The organism is Acidovorax sp. DW039, from assembly GCF_037101375.1.
GTDB lineage: Bacteria > Pseudomonadota > Gammaproteobacteria > Burkholderiales > Burkholderiaceae_C > Acidovorax.
The window spans coordinates 3,431,446-3,448,583 of record NZ_AP029019.1 but is presented as its reverse complement, the minus strand read 5'-3'; the positions used below and the strand labels follow the sequence as shown (position 1 = coordinate 3,448,583).

General features: G+C 59.8%; 14 protein-coding genes. 11 read left to right on the top strand and 3 right to left on the bottom strand.

Translation table 11 applies throughout. The features are described 5' to 3' along the window. Positions 1-7 precede the first annotated feature (7 nt). Positions 8-2,359: a ribonuclease R gene (gene rnr / locus AACH87_RS15445; RefSeq protein WP_338795370.1), complete on the top strand. Its 2,352-nt coding sequence runs from the start codon at positions 8-10 to the stop codon at positions 2,357-2,359. Positions 2,360-2,364: 5 nt separating this feature from the next. Here the strand turns inward: rnr and AACH87_RS15440 are convergent, their stop codons facing one another. From AACH87_RS15440 to AACH87_RS15430, 3 genes are all read right to left on the bottom strand, one after another. Continuing rightward, on the bottom strand, positions 2,365-3,909 hold the full coding sequence (locus AACH87_RS15440) for an NAD(P)H-hydrate dehydratase (RefSeq protein ID WP_338795369.1): 1,545 nt from the start codon (positions 3,907-3,909) through the stop codon (positions 2,365-2,367). A 195-nt stretch (positions 3,910-4,104) separates the two neighbouring features. Further along, the gene (locus AACH87_RS15435; protein WP_338795368.1) at positions 4,105-5,331 is read right to left on the bottom strand and encodes an FAD-dependent oxidoreductase; all 1,227 of its coding nucleotides are present in this window, start codon (positions 5,329-5,331) and stop codon (positions 4,105-4,107) included. 57 nt (positions 5,332-5,388) lie between these two features. Further along, positions 5,389-6,729, bottom strand: coding sequence for an amidase (locus AACH87_RS15430; RefSeq protein ID WP_338795367.1), 1,341 nt, complete (start codon positions 6,727-6,729; stop codon positions 5,389-5,391). Positions 6,730-6,911: 182 nt separating this feature from the next. On the opposite strand from AACH87_RS15430, the gene rpsB reads away from it, so the two are divergent. The 10 genes from rpsB (at position 6,912) to AACH87_RS15380 (ending at position 17,123) form a co-directional block, all read left to right on the top strand. Beyond that, the gene (rpsB, locus tag AACH87_RS15425; RefSeq protein ID WP_338795366.1) at positions 6,912-7,664 is read left to right on the top strand and encodes a 30S ribosomal protein S2; all 753 of its coding nucleotides are present in this window, start codon (positions 6,912-6,914) and stop codon (positions 7,662-7,664) included. A 109-nt stretch (positions 7,665-7,773) separates the two neighbouring features. After that, the gene (gene tsf / locus AACH87_RS15420) at positions 7,774-8,700 is read left to right on the top strand and encodes a translation elongation factor Ts (protein ID WP_338795365.1); all 927 of its coding nucleotides are present in this window, start codon (positions 7,774-7,776) and stop codon (positions 8,698-8,700) included. Between the two features lie 56 nt (positions 8,701-8,756). Next, on the top strand, positions 8,757-9,479 hold the full coding sequence (pyrH, locus tag AACH87_RS15415) for a UMP kinase (RefSeq protein ID WP_338795364.1): 723 nt from the start codon (positions 8,757-8,759) through the stop codon (positions 9,477-9,479). Positions 9,480-9,518: 39 nt separating this feature from the next. Continuing rightward, complete coding sequence (frr, locus tag AACH87_RS15410; protein ID WP_338795363.1) at positions 9,519-10,079, top strand: ribosome recycling factor; 561 nt, start codon at positions 9,519-9,521, stop codon at positions 10,077-10,079. 32 nt (positions 10,080-10,111) lie between these two features. Further along, complete coding sequence (gene uppS, locus AACH87_RS15405) at positions 10,112-10,843, top strand: polyprenyl diphosphate synthase (protein WP_338795362.1); 732 nt, start codon at positions 10,112-10,114, stop codon at positions 10,841-10,843. 10 nt (positions 10,844-10,853) lie between these two features. Further along, on the top strand, positions 10,854-11,708 hold the full coding sequence (locus AACH87_RS15400; RefSeq protein WP_338795361.1) for a phosphatidate cytidylyltransferase: 855 nt from the start codon (positions 10,854-10,856) through the stop codon (positions 11,706-11,708). Further along, a complete protein-coding gene (gene ispC / locus AACH87_RS15395; protein WP_338795359.1) occupies positions 11,705-12,883 on the top strand; it encodes a 1-deoxy-D-xylulose-5-phosphate reductoisomerase in 1,179 nt (392 codons plus the stop codon). Before AACH87_RS15400 ends, ispC begins: the two co-directional genes overlap by 4 nt. A 24-nt stretch (positions 12,884-12,907) precedes the next feature. Beyond that, positions 12,908-14,290, top strand: coding sequence for an RIP metalloprotease RseP (gene rseP / locus AACH87_RS15390; RefSeq protein ID WP_338795358.1), 1,383 nt, complete (start codon positions 12,908-12,910; stop codon positions 14,288-14,290). A gap of 23 nt (positions 14,291-14,313) precedes the next feature. Further along, positions 14,314-16,611: an outer membrane protein assembly factor BamA gene (gene bamA, locus AACH87_RS15385; RefSeq protein ID WP_338795357.1), complete on the top strand. Its 2,298-nt coding sequence runs from the start codon at positions 14,314-14,316 to the stop codon at positions 16,609-16,611. Continuing rightward, complete coding sequence (locus tag AACH87_RS15380) at positions 16,611-17,123, top strand: OmpH family outer membrane protein (protein ID WP_338795356.1); 513 nt, start codon at positions 16,611-16,613, stop codon at positions 17,121-17,123. The genes bamA and AACH87_RS15380 overlap by 1 nt, the downstream gene beginning before the upstream one ends. Positions 17,124-17,138 lie beyond the last annotated feature (15 nt).

Genomic DNA, 17,138 nt, shown 5'->3' with positions numbered 1-17,138 from the left:
AATTAGATTGTATATCAAAAAAAACTCAGCTAGCGCAGGCGTTGCGCACCTCTCGGACGAAATTGAAGGCAGTGTCCAGGGGCACCGGGATGGGCATGGATTTGTCATCCGTGATGACGGAGATGGAGACATCTACCTGCCCCCCAATGAAATGCGGGCGGTTTTGCACAAAGATAGGGTGCGTGTGCGCATCGTGCGCCAAGACCGCCGGGGCCGTCCAGAAGGTCGGGTGGTAGAGATCATTGAGCGTCCGCCTCAACCCATCATCGGCCGTTTGCTGCAGGAAAGCGGTGTCTGGCTGGTCGCGCCCGAGGACAAGCGTTACGGTCAGGATGTGCTGATTCCCAAGGGGGCCACGGGGGCTGCCAAACCAGGGCAGGTGGTTGTGGTGGAGTTGACGGAGCCGCCCGCGCTCTTTGGGCAACCGGTGGGGCGTATCACCGAAGTGCTGGGTGAGGTGGATGATCCGGGCATGGAAATTGAGATCGCCGTGCGCAAGTACGGGGTGCCTCACGAGTTTTCCGAAGACTGTCTGGCCCAGGCCAAGGCTTTGCCCGACAAGGTGCGGGCGCAGGACAAGAAGCGCCGGGTAGACCTGACCGATGTACCACTCGTCACCATCGACGGCGAAGATGCGCGTGACTTTGATGATGCTGTGTATTGCGAGCCTGCGAAGGTGGGGCGCAGCAAGGGCTGGCGCCTGCTGGTGGCCATTGCCGATGTGAGCCACTATGTGGAGACCGGTAGTGCCATCGACATCGATGCGTACGACCGGGCCACCAGCGTGTATTTCCCGCGTCGTGTGATTCCTATGCTGCCCGAAAAGCTGAGCAACGGGCTGTGCTCGCTGAACCCTGAAGTGGAACGGCTTTGCATGGTGTGCGACATGCTCGTGACCGCCAAGGGGGAGGTGCATGCCTACCAGTTCTACCCGGCGGTAATGTTCAGCCATGCCCGCTTCACGTACACCGAGGTCGCCGCCATTCTGGCCAACACCCGCGGACCGGAGGCTACCAAGCGCAAGGCGCGCGTCAAAGATCTGCTGAATCTCCACGATGTTTATCGCGCATTGCTGGGTGCAAGGCACGAGCGCGGTGCCGTGGACTTTGAAACCACCGAGACACAGATCATTTGTGACGAGAATGGTCGCATCGAAAAAATCGTTCCCCGCACCCGTAACGATGCACACCGGCTGATCGAAGAAGCCATGTTGGCGGCCAATGTCTGCAGTGCCGACTTCATCGCCCAAGGGGGGCAACCAGGGCTGTTCCGGGTGCATGAGGGGCCGACTCCTGAAAAGCAAGAGATTTTGCGCAGCTACCTCAAAGCGATGGGGGTAGGCATGTCGATCAGCGAGAACCCGAAGCCGTCAGAATTTCAGGCCATTGCAGAAGCCACCAAGGAGCGGCCTGATGCGCAGCAGATTCACACCATGCTGCTGCGCTCCATGCAGCAGGCCATCTACACACCGGTGAACAGTGGGCACTTTGGCTTGGCATTTGAGGCCTATACCCATTTCACCAGCCCGATTCGGCGCTATCCCGATTTGTTGGTGCACCGGGTCATCAAGGCCATTCTGAACAAAACCCAGTACAAGTTGCCCGCGTTGCCCACTCCTGGCGAGGCGCATGCCAAGCTGGCCAAGCGTCTGGCGTCCCGGGTGGCACCTCCGGGCACCAAGCCGCAGAAGGAAGCCAAACCCGCCAGTCGTGAAGTGCAGGCGTGGGAAGCCGCAGGCTTGCACTGCAGCGCCAACGAGCGCCGCGCCGATGAGGCCAGCCGTGACGTGGAAGCCTGGCTCAAGTGCAAATACATGCGTGAGCATCTGGGCGAGGAGTACAGCGGCGTGGTGAGTGCCGCCACAAGTTTCGGCATCTTCGTCACGCTGGATGCCATGTACGTGGAAGGTCTGGTGCACATCACCGAGCTGGGCGGCGAGTACTTCAAGTTCGATGAAGCGCGTCAGGAACTGCGCGGCGAGCGCACAGGTATTCGCTACGCCATTGGCACAAGGGTGCAGGTGCAGGTGAGTCGCGTGGATCTGGACGGGCGCAAGATCGACTTCCGTCTGGTGCGTGATACGGATGAGCTCGTGGGGCGTGCGCTCAAAGACAAGGGTGTCGCAGGCGAGGTGTCTCCGTCCACGTCGGGGCGCAAGGGGCGAAGCAGCACGCGCAACGCTTCTTCCTCCCCAAAAGCTCGCAAACCGTCAGAGCCCGTGATGGAGATGGATATGGCACCGCGAAATGTCCGGGGTAGGGCTGCACCCCCTGCGCGTGCTGTCAAAGGTGCTTCCAAGCCTGCGTCCAAAGGAAAAGCGACCAAGCAAAAGGGCGGTCGCAAAACCCGCAGGGGTTAAAACGCTCAGACGAGACTCTGGGCTAGAAGCCCAGCCGTGAGGGGGCTGCCCACAGGCCAGTTGTCTGCAGCTTCCCCGTGCGCGAAAACGGCTTGCACTGCAGCGTCTGCTGCAGGCAAACCAGAGGCGAGCTTGGCTCCGATGAGCCCGGCCAGCACATCACCTGTACCGGCCGTAGCCAGTCGGCCATTGCCGGTAGGGTTGATGAAGGTGGGGCCTTGAGGACTTGCGACCACCGTCCCGGAGCCCTTGAGAACGACGGTGCATTGAAATTTGCGCGCCAGTTCCTGCGCTGCCTTCAAACGATCTGCCTGGACGTGTGGCGTGTCGCTACCCAGCAGGCGTGCGGCTTCCAGAGGGTGTGGTGTCAGTACGGTGTTTTTGCCCTGTACGGATCGGAGGACCAGCAATCCTTGCAGTTCCGCATCACCGCTCAGTGCATTGAGTGCATCGGCATCCAGCACCAACTGCTCTGCGCGCTGCAGCACCGGTGCCAGCACCGAGCGAACGGCCTCGCCGCCGCCACATCCGCACACGACGTTCAAGCGCTCCAGTTCCAAGGCATCGAAGCGGCGCAGCATCAGCTCGGGTTGCATCCCGGTCGTGATCGGGGTGTCGTCCAGCAGGCTCAGAAGCACTCGACCAGAACCACCGTGCAGAGCTGCAGACGCGGCCAGCCACGCGGCGCCCGTCATGCCCATGCCTCGCCGGGTCAAGCCTTCCCCCCCGATGACTGCAGTGTCTCCGTAGCTGCCCTTGTGGCTGGTGTGTAGGCGAGGCGCTGCCTGAGGGCGAGTGGCTAGCCAAGCGCATGGCTCTGCAATGGTGTTGGGGTGAATGCCCAGGCTATCCCACCACACGGTTCCCGCAGCATCCCGGCCTTGCGCGGTGAAGAGCCCGGGTTTGAGCGTGAGCAGACTGAGTGTGTGTCTGCGCTCGCCGACGGGGGTGACGCGCTGCGCAGGCGGAGCTGTGTGCGAGTCAGGCGCAAAACCCGGCGCGTATTGCCCAGTATCTGCATCCAGGCCCGATGGAATGTCGATGGCAAGCACCTTAGCCTGCGTCTGATGCAGGTGCCGCAAGCACATGGTCATCCAGTCGTCACGATGGGATGATGGGGTTGCCTGGGGCTTGAGGGCGCGAACCCCTATGCCCAAAAGTGCGTCAATGCATAGGTCCTCCGGGCTCAAAGCCTCGGGCGGCAGCAGGCTCCAATCCATGCCTGCTGTGCTGCGTGCTTTTTCCCACGATGCCCTGGCATCCGGCGGTAATTGGTCGGGCACGCTCGCGCAGCTGATGACTACCCGCCTGCCTTGCCCTGTCAGGTGTGTGGCTGCTTCCAGGCCATCGCCACCGTTGTTGCCGGGGCCGCAGGCGATCCAGATGGTGCGAGCGTGGGGCGCAAGCGCTTGGGCAAGGCGCGCTACCGCTAGTCCTGCTCGCTGCATCAAGGTGTGCGGTGGCAGGCTGGATGCAGCGGTCTTCTCGATCAGCCGCGTAGCGGCGGTATCGAAGAGCGGGTGCCTTTGTTGGGTGGATATGCGTTGCATGGCTTGGGAGGCCTTGAGGGTGAGGGGTGGTCTGCTCATTGTGCTCCGCGCCTCAGGTCACCGCCAGAGCCATTGCCTGGGCTCAGAGCGGCTAACACAACCCCCTGGCGTCGTTGTCCCGTCTTGTCGTACCTGATGTACTGCCTGCGACGGAACGCCTAGCCAGGGCCGCTTCGCTGGGTCGTGTGAGCCTCTCTAAAAGCGCCCCACCTCAAAGCCCTGCAGGCTGATGTCCGGATTGCGCTGTGCGATGAGGTCTGCAGTGGCCCGGGCGCTGCCGCAGGCCAGAGCCCATCCCGCGGCACCATGCCCCGCATTGATCCAGAGGCCGGGTATGCCACTCGCTCCGACAATGGGTGCGGCGTCGGGGAGGGTGGGGCGGGCACCCCGCCAGATTTGCAGTTGGGATGAAAGCTGCGCCCCGCCGGGGAACCAGTCGTTGATGGTTTGATAAAGCTGCTGCAGGCTGGGGTGGTGATGCGGCGCATCATGGGCCCCAAGCTCGTAACCCCCGGTAATGCGAATGCGCTGGCCTTGCCGCGTAATGGTGATCTGGCGTTGCATGTCCACCGCGCTGGCCAATGGAGCGTGGGTGGCTTCGCGCAATGGGGCGCTGACCGAGTAGCCGTACACCGCTGCCATCGGAAGCTTGATGCCCAAAGGTTTGAGCAGTGCTGCAGTGGCGGAGCCCGTGCACAGCACCACGGCGTCAAATCTTCGGGGGATCGGTTCGCTGGCGATGTGGATTTCTGTGGGCTGGGTTGCCAGCCGGGTGATCTGGCTACCAAAGCAGAACTGCACCCCCGCAGTCTGCAGGCCCTGCCGCAGCAGCTGGGCGAACAGGCGGCAATTGCCTGCGCTGGCTCGTGGGAGCAGCACCGCGCTGTCCAGAGGGGCTTCGGGTGAGAGGCCGGGCTCCAGCTGGCGTGCCTTGTCGGGGGATATGTCTTCCAGCGGCGTACCTGCTTCGCGCAGCCAATCTATGGCGGGTTGGAAGTGCGTGCGTTCTTTTGCAGAGCGAAAAAGCAGCATTCGTCCCTGTGTCGCGTCGAAGTCCAGCTCATGGCGTGTCGCGATGTTTGCTGTGCGCTCGGCGCTGTAGCGGGCCATGCTCTCCAGGGTCTGGATCGGCGTGCGGCTGCCTGACCAGCGCCACCGCCAGACCAAACCTTGCAGGCCTGCCCCTTGGGCCAGCCGCAGGGATATTTTGGGGGACCAGTGCTCCAGCGCCCCTAGTCCGCCTTTTCGGGCAAAAGAGCCGGGAATGCTCAGGCATGGGCCCAGCAATCCTCCGTTGGCAAAGCTGGATTCTTCGGCGGCGGCGCTGCGCTGGTCCAGCACCGTGACCTCGTGGCCATCCTGGGCCAACTCATAGGCAGTGGTCACGCCAGCAATGCCGGCGCCCACAATGGCGATCTTCATGTAAGGTTTGGTGCAAAAAAAGTGCTCTTACGCTTGATTTTAAAGCGCAGGCAGCTATTATTTTTGTAGTATTTTTTCGATTTGAAGACTGACGTTGAGCACGGCGTCGTCATGCAGTGCTGCGTGCCACACCATCAGCCCCACAGGCAATTCACCCTGTTCATGGCATGGGAGCGAAAGTGCGCAGCCATCCAGCATGTTGACCACACTGGTGTTGCGTAGCAGCAGGGCATTTGCCTTGAAAAACGCTTCGTCGCGCACGTGCCCAGGTGCCACGTCGGCCAGCAGGGGGGCAAGAATGGGCACGGTGGGGGAGAGCAATGCATCGTAGGGAGCGATTGCTTTTTCCATCCGGGCGATCCATTGCCTGCGGGCCTGTAGCAGGCTGATGTAGTCTGCCGCGCTCATGCTGGCCCCTCGCTCGATGCGGCTGAGCACCCGTGGGTCGTACAGGTCTCTTGAACGCTCCAGCAGAGGGCGATGCCATGCGTAACTTTCTGCCGCAGACAGTGTGCCATTGGCCTGCATCGGGGCAAGCTCTGCTGACTGAGGCAAGTCGATGGTTTCGATGTGTGCGCCTGCTTGCTCCAGTTTGTCGAGGCTGCGCTGAAAAGCGTTCTGGACTTCGGGGGCAAGCCCTTCCAGAAACGTGGTGGTGGGCACGGCCAGCTTCCATTGGCTCAGAGGAGCGGCGCTTCGGGTGACGTGACGGGCAGCCAGAACCTCGTGTACCCATATCGCGTCACGTACGCTGCGGGTCATGGCGCAAGCTGTGTCCAGCGTAGTGGACAAAGGCACAGCTCCGTCTGTGGGCACCAGACGCGCAGTGCTCTTGAAGCCAACAATGCCATTGAAAGCTGCGGGGATACGGATGGACCCGCCTGTGTCGGACCCCAAAGCGGCGAAGCATGCGCCGCTCGCCACCGACACTGCGGCCCCCGAGGAGGAGCCTCCTGGAACGCGGGCGGGGCCCGCTATCGAGCCAAAACGGTAATCGTATGCAGCAGGTGTATCGAAATGCGGGTTGATGCCCACGCCGGAAAAAGCGAACTCCACCATGTGCGTGCGCCCCACAATGCTGGCTCCCGCGGCGCGCAGCCTTGCCACGGCGGGGGCGTCCGCAAGTGCGGGTGCAGATTGCAGGGCAGTGGACCCGGCGGCGGTGCTCTGCCCCTGAATGTCGAAAAGATCCTTGATCGATACGGGGAGCCCTGCCAATGGCAGATGATCCTGGATGGTATGGCTGAGTCGCTCCTGTTCCTGGTCGAACCAGGAGGAGACAAAGGCGTGCGCGCAGGCTTGGGTGCTGGCTGCATGCCCGCATTCAGCCATGACTTCAGCGGCGGTCAATTGGCCCTGCTGGATACGGGCGCGGGTGGCGATCAGGTCGGCTTGCATGGGTATGCTAGAATCTTTGGGTTTTGCTGTGCGCTGTGGCGAGAAGGCTGGGGGTAACCCGAGTATTCACGCGGCGGTTGCGGCAAAGCCAATCGCAAACCAGCCCCGTCAAGGTGTTGCGCTTCGTGTCGAAGCTGCAAGTAATGGAGCTGGATTTTAGACCCAACCTTTGGAGTATTTGTATGTCCGTTACCATGCGCGAAATGCTGGAAGCCGGTGTCCACTTCGGCCACCAAACCCGCTTCTGGAACCCCAAGATGGCCCCGTACATCTTCGGCCATCGCAACAAGATTCACATCATCAACCTGGAAAAGTCGCTGCCACTGTTCCAGGAAGCCCAAAAGTTCGCCAAGCAACTGGCTGCTAACCGCGGCACCATCCTGATGGTCGGCACCAAGCGTCAAGCCCGCGAAATCCTGGCCACTGAAGCGCAGCGCGCTGGCGTGCCTTTCGTGGATCAGCGCTGGCTGGGCGGCATGCTCACCAACTTCAAGACGGTGAAGACTTCCATCAAGCGCCTGAAGGACATGAAGGCCCAGATGGAAAGCGGCCTGGACAACCTGAGCAAGAAAGAGCAGCTGACTTTCAGCCGCGAAATCGCCAAGCTGGAAAAAGACATCGGCGGCATTCAGGACATGGCTGCTCTGCCAGACGCCATCTTCATCATCGACGTGGGCTTCCACAAGATCGCCGTGGCTGAAGCCAAGAAGCTGGGCATTCCTCTGATCGGCGTGGTCGATACCAACCACTCCCCAGAAGGCATCGACTACGTGATCCCCGGTAACGATGACTCCGCCAAGGCTGTCACTCTGTACGCCCGTGGTATCGCCGATGCGATCATCGAAGGCCGCGCCAATGCAGTGAACGAAGTGGTCAAGGCTGCTGCTTCGGAAAGCACGGACGAATTCGTGGAAGTGCAAGAGTCGGCTGCTTGAGCACCCGGCTGCGCGACCTTGGTCGCGAACGAAAGCGGGGCTCCTGGTTAGCCCCCTTTTTTTTAGCCCGAATCTTGAATAGTTTGAACTGAATACGGAAGGAACTCAGATGGCTGCAATTACCGCAAGCATGGTTGCTGAACTGCGTGGCAAGACCGACGCCCCCATGATGGAATGCAAGAAGGCTCTGACCGAGGCTGATGGCGATCTGGCGAAAGCTGAAGAGCTGCTGCGCGTCAAGCTGGGCACCAAGGCGGGCAAGGCTGCCTCGCGCGTGACTGCTGAAGGCGTGGTCGCCAGCTACATCGACGGCACGACCGGTGCTCTGGTTGAAGTCAACAGCGAAACCGATTTCGTTTCCAAGAACGACAGCTTCATCGCCATGGCCAACGCAGCTGCCAAGCTGGTGGCACTGCACAACCCTGCCTCCGTGGAAGCTCTGGGTGCATTGCCCTACGAGCAAGACGGTTTCGGCCCCACCTTGGAAGATGTGCGCAAGGGCCTGATCGGCAAGATCGGCGAAAACATGTCTTTCCGCCGCTTCAAGCAATTCAGCGGTACCAACCTGGCTGCTTACCTGCACGGTTCGCGCATTGGCGTGGTGGTTGAGTTTGAAGGTGACGCCGCCGCCGCCAAGGACGTTGCCATGCACGTGGCCGCCATGAAGCCCGTGGCCCTGACCAGCGCCGACGTACCTGCCGACCTGATCGCCAAGGAACGCTCGGTTGCCGAAGGCAAGGCTGACGAAGCCAACAAGGAACTCGTGGCTGCTGGCAAGCCCGCACAAAGCGCCGAAATCACGGCCAAGCGTATCGAAGGCGCTGTGCAGAAGTATCTGAAGGAAGTCTCCCTGGCTGACCAGGTCTTCGTGAAGGCTGCAGACGGCAAGCAAACCGTGGCACAGATGCTCAAGGCTGCCAACACCACCATCAAGGGTTTCACTCTGTACGTGGTGGGCGAAGGCATCGAAAAGAAGGTCGATGACTTTGCTGCTGAAGTTGCTGCCCAGGTGGCCGCAGCCAAGGCCGCAGCCTGATCATTGATCCAACCTATTCCTCTTCCTTTCACAGCAATCCATTGGAGAAATTGCCCATGACCACTGTCGCACCGGCCCACAAGCGCATTCTGCTCAAGTTGTCTGGTGAGGCGCTGATGGGGGATGACTCCTTTGGTATCAACCGTGCCACCATCGTGCGCATGGTGGAGGAGATTGCTGAAGTCACGCGCCTGGGTGTCCAGGTGGCTGTGGTGATCGGGGGGGGGAATATTTTCCGTGGCGTGGCGGGTGGTTCGGTCGGTATGGACCGGGCCACTGCCGACTACATGGGGATGCTGGCCACGGTCATGAATGCCCTGGCCTTGGCTGACGCCATGGACAAGCAGGGACTTACGGCCCGCGTGATGTCCGCCATTGCCATTGAGCAGGTGGTAGAGCCTTACGTTCGGCCGAAGGCGTTGCAGTATCTCGAAGAGGGCAAGGTCGTGGTGTTTGCTGCCGGGACCGGCAACCCCTTTTTCACTACCGATACTGCGGCTGCGCTGCGTGGCGCCGAGATTGGTGCGGAGGTGGTCTTGAAGGCGACCAAGGTGGACGGTGTCTACACGGCAGATCCGCACAAGGACCCATCGGCAACCCGCTATACCAAACTCAATTTTGACGAGGCGATGTCACGCAATCTGGGCATCATGGATGCGACTGCGTTCGCCTTGTGTCGTGATCAAAAATTGCCTGTGCGCGTTTTCTCCATCATCAAGCATGGGGCTCTCAAGCGTGTGGTGATGGGCGAGGACGAAGGAACATTGGTGTACGCCTGACGGGTGCATGGTGCTGCAGGCTGGTTCCGAGGAGAAAACATGACAATCGCCGATATCAAGAAAACTGCCGAAACCAAGATGGACCAGTCCATCGCGGCATTCAAGAACAATCTTCAGAAGATCCGTACCGGCCGCGCTAATCCCGCGCTGTTGGACAGCATCCAGGTGGAGTACTACGGCTCCATGGTGCCTCTGAGCCAGGTAGCCAATGTGGCCCTGCTGGACGCCCGCACCATCAGCGTGCAACCCTGGGAAAAGGGTATGGGGGCCAAGATTGAAAAGGCCATCCGCGAAAGCGACCTGGGTCTGAACCCCGCTTCCATGGGTGAGTTGATTCGTGTGCCCATGCCGCCCATGAGCGAGGAGCGCCGCAAGGAAATGACCAAGCTCGCCCGCAACGAGGGCGAGGGAGCCAAAGTGGCAGTGCGCAACCTGCGTCGCGATGCCAACGAATCCCTCAAGAAGCTCGTCAAGGACAAGCTCGCATCCGAAGATGAGCAAAAGCGCGCCGAAAACGACGTGCAGAAGTTCACCGACAAGCACATCGCCGAAATCGATGCGCTGGTGGCAGCCAAAGAACAAGAAATCATGGCGGTCTGAGACTCCGATTCACGGAGTCCATGGTTCGTCGGATGTCTGATTCACCGGTGGTGCCTCACCACATCGCCATCGTTATGGATGGCAACGGGCGCTGGGCCAAGCGGAGGTTCATACCCCGTCTAGCTGGGCACAAGCAAGGCGTAGATTCGTTAAAGCGCTGCGTGCGTGCCTGTGTCGAGCGTGGCATCGGCGTCCTCACCGTTTTTGCCTTTTCGTCCGAAAACTGGAATCGCCCCGCAGATGAGGTCTCGGGGCTGATGGAGCTCCTGGCCTTGGCTTTGGGGCGAGAAGTGCCGCAACTTAAAAAGGACGGTGTTCGTTTGCACTTTGTGGGTAGCCGCGAAGGGCTCTCATCCAAGGTGCGTGAAGGGTTGGATGCTGCAGAGGCTGTGACTGCCCACAACACCCGTCTGATTCTCAACGTCTGCTTCAACTACGGTGGCCGCTGGGACATTGCCCACGCTGCAGCCCAGCTTGCCTCGCGTGGCGAAGCTATCACCGAGGCCAGTCTGCATGCCGCCATGGGTATGTCGCATGTTCCCGACCCCGATCTCATCATTCGGACCGGAGGGGAAATGCGCATCAGCAACTTCCTGTTGTGGCAGGCTGCATACTCCGAGCTGTTTTTCAGCGAGTGCCTCTGGCCTGACTTTGACGAGGCGGCACTGGATGAAGCCCTTCAGGCCTACCGCTCGCGTGAACGCCGTTTCGGCAAAACCTCTGAACAAATAGCGCCCGTGCATTCCCAGTCGATGCCGGGCTGAAAGGGCTTCCATGCTTTTGCAGCGCGTCATCACCGCCCTGGCCGTGCTGGCCGTTTTGCTGCCAGCTCTTTTCTATCCTCACATTGCACCGTTTGCCCTGCTGATGTTGGTGTTCATGGCCGCTGCCGCCTGGGAGTGGGGGCGGTTGAATGGTTGCAACGGCTTGGCTTCCGCCGGGCTGGCGGCGGTTTGCAGTGTGCTGTGTGGCGCCACGTGGTGGGCTGGCTGGATTGATCTGCCGTTGACTGGCCTTTGGGCTGCTGGTGGCGTGCTGTGGGTTGTCTGCACTGTGTTGTTGCTGCGGGCAGGGGTGCCTGGCTGGCCCGCAGTGCCTGCTGCAGTGCGCATCGTGCTGGGTGTGCTGGCACTTTGGCTGGCCTGGCTGGCTGTGGTTCAGGCGCGCAGTCTGGGGATTAACTTCCTGCTCTCGGTGCTCACCCTGGTCTGGGTGGCGGATATAGGCGCCTACTTCTCGGGGCGTGCTTTTGGGCTTCGGTTCACGCGCAGCAAGCTGGCCCCTGCTATCAGCCCAGGCAAAAGCTGGGAGGGCGTGTGGGGTGGTTTGTTGGGCGTGCTGTGCCTTGCAGTAGCGTGGGTAATGGCCGACCGCTACTGGCAGGCTGACGTGCTCAGTTTCTATTCCCGGCTATCCGCTGCCGGGTTCTGGTTCCTCATCATTGCTGTGCTGTTCATGGTGGCCATGAGCGTTGCTGGCGATCTGGTGGAGTCGTTGATCAAGCGAAGCGCTGGAGTCAAGGACAGCAGCGGGTTGTTGCCGGGGCATGGTGGTGTGCTCGACCGAGTGGATGCCTTGTTGCCCACCTTGCCTCTGGCGATGATGCTTACCCGTTGGGTTTCCGTATGAAGCAAAGAATCACTGTATTGGGATCCACCGGATCCATTGGCAAAAGCACTCTGGACGTGATTTCAAGGCATCCAGAACGTTACGAGGTCTTTGCCCTCAGTGCAGCCACGCAGGTCGATCTGATCCTGGAGCAATGCGCACGGTTCAGGCCCCGTTTCGCTGTGATGGCCAGTGCCCAGCACGCTCAGGAGCTGGCTGATCGTCTGAAAGCAAATCAGATTCCAACGTCCGTCATTCAAGCGCAGGATGCTCTTGAATTGATAGCATCTCACCAAGATGTGGATGCTGTCATGGCAGCGATTGTCGGGGCCGCGGGGTTGTCTCCTTGTCTTGCAGCTGCTCGGGCGGGCAAGCGTCTCCTGCTGGCCAACAAAGAGGCCTTGGTGGTGGGGGGGGCTATGTTCATGCGCGCGGTGCGCGAGGGTGGCGCCACCCTGTTGCCCATCGATAGCGAGCATTCCGCCATCTTTCAATGTCTGCCTGAGGATCCTGCCACCTGGGCGCAAAGGGTGGACAGCATTCTCCTGACAGCTTCGGGCGGGCCCTTCAGGCAGCGGTCTCCTGAAACGCTTTCAGCCATCACGCCCGAGCAAGCCTGTGCCCACCCCAACTTTTCGATGGGGCGCAAGATCTCGGTGGATTCAGCCACCATGATGAACAAGGCGCTGGAAGTGATCGAGGCGCGCTGGCTGTTTGATCTGGCACCCGAGCAGATCAAAGTGGTGATTCATCCCCAGCAGATCATTCATTCGATGGTGCAGTTCAAGGACGCATCCATCCTGGCCCAATTGGGTACACCCGACATGCGGGTGCCCATCGCCTGCGGCCTGGCGTGGCCCGAGCGGATCGAAAGCGGTGCCAGTCGCCTTGACTTTGGCGCGCTGGCCGCACTGACGTTTGAAGATGCTGATGCGCGTCGCTTTCCCGGGTTGCATCTGTCCTGGCATGCATTGAATGCCGCAGAAGGCACCACAGCGGTTTTGAACGCAGCGAACGAAGTTGCCGTGGACGCGTTTTTGTCCAGGCGGCTGCGTTTTGACCAAATTCATGCAGTCAACCTTGCAACTTTGGAGGCTGTGCCTAGCTCCAAGCCGGACTCTCTGGAGTCTTTGCTGGACCTGGATGCGCAGGCTCGTCAAGCCGCTGCCAATGTGGCAGCCACTCTGGCAGCCTGAGCGCCTGCTTTAACGGAGCCTTGCATGCTAACGGTCGTTGCATTTTTTGTTGCCCTGGGACTGCTTGTTGCCGTGCATGAATACGGGCACTACCGCGTGGCCGTAGCCTGTGGCGTGAAGGTGCTGAGGTTCTCGGTTGGCTTTGGTAAACCGATTTTTTCCTGGCGCTCTCCCAAATCGGGGACCGAATTCGTGATCGGGCTGCTGCCTTTGGGGGGGTATGTGCGCATGCTCGACGAGCGTGAAGCTCCAGTAGAGCCGCATGAGCGCCATCTCGCGTTCAATACCCAGCCCCTGCGTTCACGCGCTGCAATTGTCGCGGCGGGGCCTGTCGCCAATCTGCTTTTGGCGGTGGTGCTCTATGCCACTGTGAATTGGAGCGGAGTGGAGGAGCCCAAGGCTGTGTTATCCAGCCCGGTGGCAGGCTCCGTCGCCCAGGCTGCAGGTCTGAAGGGGGGCGAACTGGTTCGGCGGGCGGCTCTGGATGATGACGAGTTGACGCCAGTCCGTTCCTTTGAAGAGTTGCGCTGGCTGTTGACCCAGGCCGCGCTGGATGGCATGCGCGTGCATCTGGAGGTGGAGTCCAAGCCAGGCTCTTCGGTCCGTGATGTGACGCTGGATCTTTCTGCGTTGCAGGTGCGTGATGCAGATGCACAGCTGTTTCGTCGCATCGGAATCGTGGCTCCCTGGACCAGCCCGGTCTTGGGAGATGTCATGCCGGGTGGTGCTGCAGAGCGATCTGGACTGCAGCGCGGAGATCTGGTCCACAGGGTGGGGCAGACGGATGTGGTGGACGGTCTGCAATTGCGGGAGCTGATCCGCAAATCCGTACTGGACGACAAGGATGTGGCGCAGACCTGGCTCGTTGAGCGCAGCGGGCAGATGATTTCTGTGGAGGTCATCCCGGATGTGGTGCGGGAAGAGTCTGGCGCGGTGGGCCGCATCAATGCCTACGTAGGGGGTGCGCCCGAAATGGTGGAGGTGCAGTACGGTGCGTTCGAAGGCCTTGCCAAGGGTTTTGAGCGTACCTGGGATGTGTCTGCACTCACGCTGCGCATGATGGGGCGCATGCTGATTGGCGAAGCTTCGCTGAAAAATCTGAGTGGGCCTTTGACCATTGCTGACTATGCAGGTCGGTCTGCAGAGATGGGATTGATCCAGTACCTGACCTACCTTGCTCTGATCAGCGTGAGCTTGGGGGTTCTGAACCTGCTGCCACTGCCTGTCTTGGATGGTGGGCACCTGATGTATTATCTTTGGGAGGGAGTCACAGGCAAAGGTGTCTCCGACACCTGGATGGAGTACCTCCAGCGTGGCGGGGTAGCAGTCCTGGCCTTGATGATGTCTGTCGCACTTTTTAACGATATCTCCCGATACCTCGCCAAACTTCTGGCCGTATTTGCATAGCCATATCGGCTCCAGTTTCATTCATGAAAAAACACATTACCCGCTTCGGTGTGCGTACCGCCTCCGCCGTTGCCGCCATGGCATTTGCTGCAAATGCAGCCTGGGCGCTGGAGCCCTTCAAGGTCCAGGATATCCGCGTAGAAGGCCTGCAGCGCGTGGAACCCGGAACCATCTTCGCATCCATGCCTTTGCGCGTGGGTGACGACTACAACGATGACAAGGGCGCTGCCGCGATCCGTGCGCTTTTTGCTCTGGGCCTGTTCAAGGATGTGCGTCTGGAAGCCTCTGGCAACGTGCTCGTCGTGGTGGTTGAAGAGCGGCCCACGATTGCCGATGTTGACTTTGCAGGCACCAAGGAGTTCGACAAGGAAGTGCTGAAGAAGGCCATGCGCGATGTGGGTCTGACGGAGGGGCGACCTTTCGACAAGGCCTTGGCCGATCGTGCAGAACAAGAGCTCAAGCGTCAGTACATCAACAAGAGTCTTTATGGCGCAGAAGTGGTCACCACCGTGACTCCCATCGAGCGCAACCGCGTGAACCTGACCTTCACCGTGGTGGAAGGTGAGCCAGCCCGCATCAAGGAGGTTCGCATCAATGGCAACAAGGCCTTCAGCGAATCCACGCTCAAGGGCCTGTTTGACCAGGACACGGGTGGCTGGTTGAGCTGGTACACCAAATCTGACCGTTATGCCCGCAGCAAGCTCAATGCAGATCTGGAAACGCTGCGTTCTTACTACCTCCAGCGTGGTTACCTGGAGTTCCGGGTGGACTCCACACAGGTAGCGATTTCTCCCAACAAGCAAGATATTTCGATCACGGTGAACATCACCGAAGGTGAGCGATTTGTCGTGTCGGGCGTCAAGCTGGAGGGCAATTACCTCGAGCGTGAAGATGAATTCAAGGCCCTGGTCGCCATTCGCCCCGGTGAGCCTTACAACGCGGACCAAGTGGCTGAGACCACGAAGGCGTTTTCAGAATACTTCGGGCGCTTTGGTTTCGCATTCTCGCGTGTCGAGGCGGTTCCAGAGATCGATCGGGAAAACAATCGCGTCACCTTGATTCTTCAGGCCGAGCCTTCCCGCCGCGCCTACGTGCGCAAGATCAATGTGAGCGGAAACAACCGTACACGCGATGAAGTGATTCGCCGCGAGTTCCGTCAGTACGAGGCCGCGTGGTACGACGGCGAGCGTATCCGTCTGTCGCGCGACCGTGTGGATCGTCTGGGCTTCTTTACCGAAGTGAATGTGGAGACTCAGGACGTGCCAGGTTCTCCTGACCAGGTGGACCTGGTTGTGAACGTGGTGGAAAAGCCCACGGGTTCGCTGCAGATGGGGGCAGGCTTCTCCAGTGCGGAAAAAGTTGCGCTGTCCTTCGGCATCAAGCAAGAGAACTTCTTCGGTTCGGGTAACTACCTCGGCATTGATGTCAACACCAGCAAATACCGTCGTACCCTGGTGTTCAGCACTACAAACCCCTACTTCACTCCCGAAGGCATCTCGCGCACGCTGGACCTTTACTACCGCACTGACAAGCCTTATCAGGATCAGGGTGGCAACTACGAATTAGTCACCACTGGTGCCTCCATGCGCTTTGGTGTGCCGTTCAGTGAAACCGACACCGTCTTCTTCGGTGGTGGCTTGGAGCAAACCCAGATCAAGGCGGGCACCAATATTCCTGCCACGTATCTGGCCTATGCCAATACGTACGGAGCCACCAGCAACTCCATTCCGTTGACGATTGGATGGTCACGTGACGACCGTGACAGTGCCTTGGCCCCTAACTCTGGGCGCTATCAGCGTTTGAATTCGGAATGGTCCGTCGCAGGTGATGCCCGCTACCTGCGTGGCAACTACCAGTACCAGCAATACGTCCCTCTCAACAAGCGCTTTACCTTGGCTTTCAATGGGGAACTGGGTTATGGCAAGGGGTTGAATGGGCGCCCATTCCCTGTGTTCAAGAACTTCTACTCGGGTGGGTTGGGATCGGTGCGCGGCTTTGACCAGGGTACTCTAGGCCCTCGTGATGTGACGGGCGCTTCCTTGGGGGGGCCGAAGAAGGTGACGCTGAATGCCGAGTTGATCGCGCCTTTCCCGGGTGCGGGTAATGACCGGACATTGCGCATGTTCACCTTCATTGATGCGGGCAACGTGTACGGAGAAAACCAGAAGGTGACCTTCAGTGAGATGCGTGCCTCGGCAGGCTTGGGTCTGAGCTGGATTTCCCCTCTCGGCCCCCTGCGTCTCGCTTTCGCTCAGCCAGTGCGTAAATTTGCTGGCGATAAAATCCAAAAACTGCAATTCCAGATTGGAACGTCTTTCTAATGAAATCCCTTTTCCGTCAGACATCTTTGGCCCTGTTGGTGGGCGCAGCTGCTTTTGCCTCGTCCGTGCAGGCCCAGGAATTCAAGGCAGGTTTCGTCAATACCGACCGTATCTTCCGTGAAGCCAACACAGCAAAGACTGCGCAGGCCAAGCTGGAGCAGGAATTCTCCCGTCGTGAAAAAGAGCTCGTAGACATTGGCAATGCGCTCAAGACTGCGACCGACAAGTTCGAGCGTGAAGCCCCCACTATGGCTGAAAGCCAGCGTGTGACCCGCCAACGTCAACTGGTTGACCAGGACCGTGACTTTCAGCGCAAGCGCCGTGAATTTCAGGAAGACCTGAGCGCTCGCAAGAACGAAGAGCTGGCTCAAGTTCTGGAACGCGCCAACAAGGTGGTGAAGGAAGTGGCTGAGAAAGAAAAGTACGACGTCATCCTCCAGGAAGCCGTCTACATCAACCCCAAGCACGACATCACCGACAAGGTGATCAAGGCCTTGAATGCGGCCAAGTAATTTGGCGCAATGGAT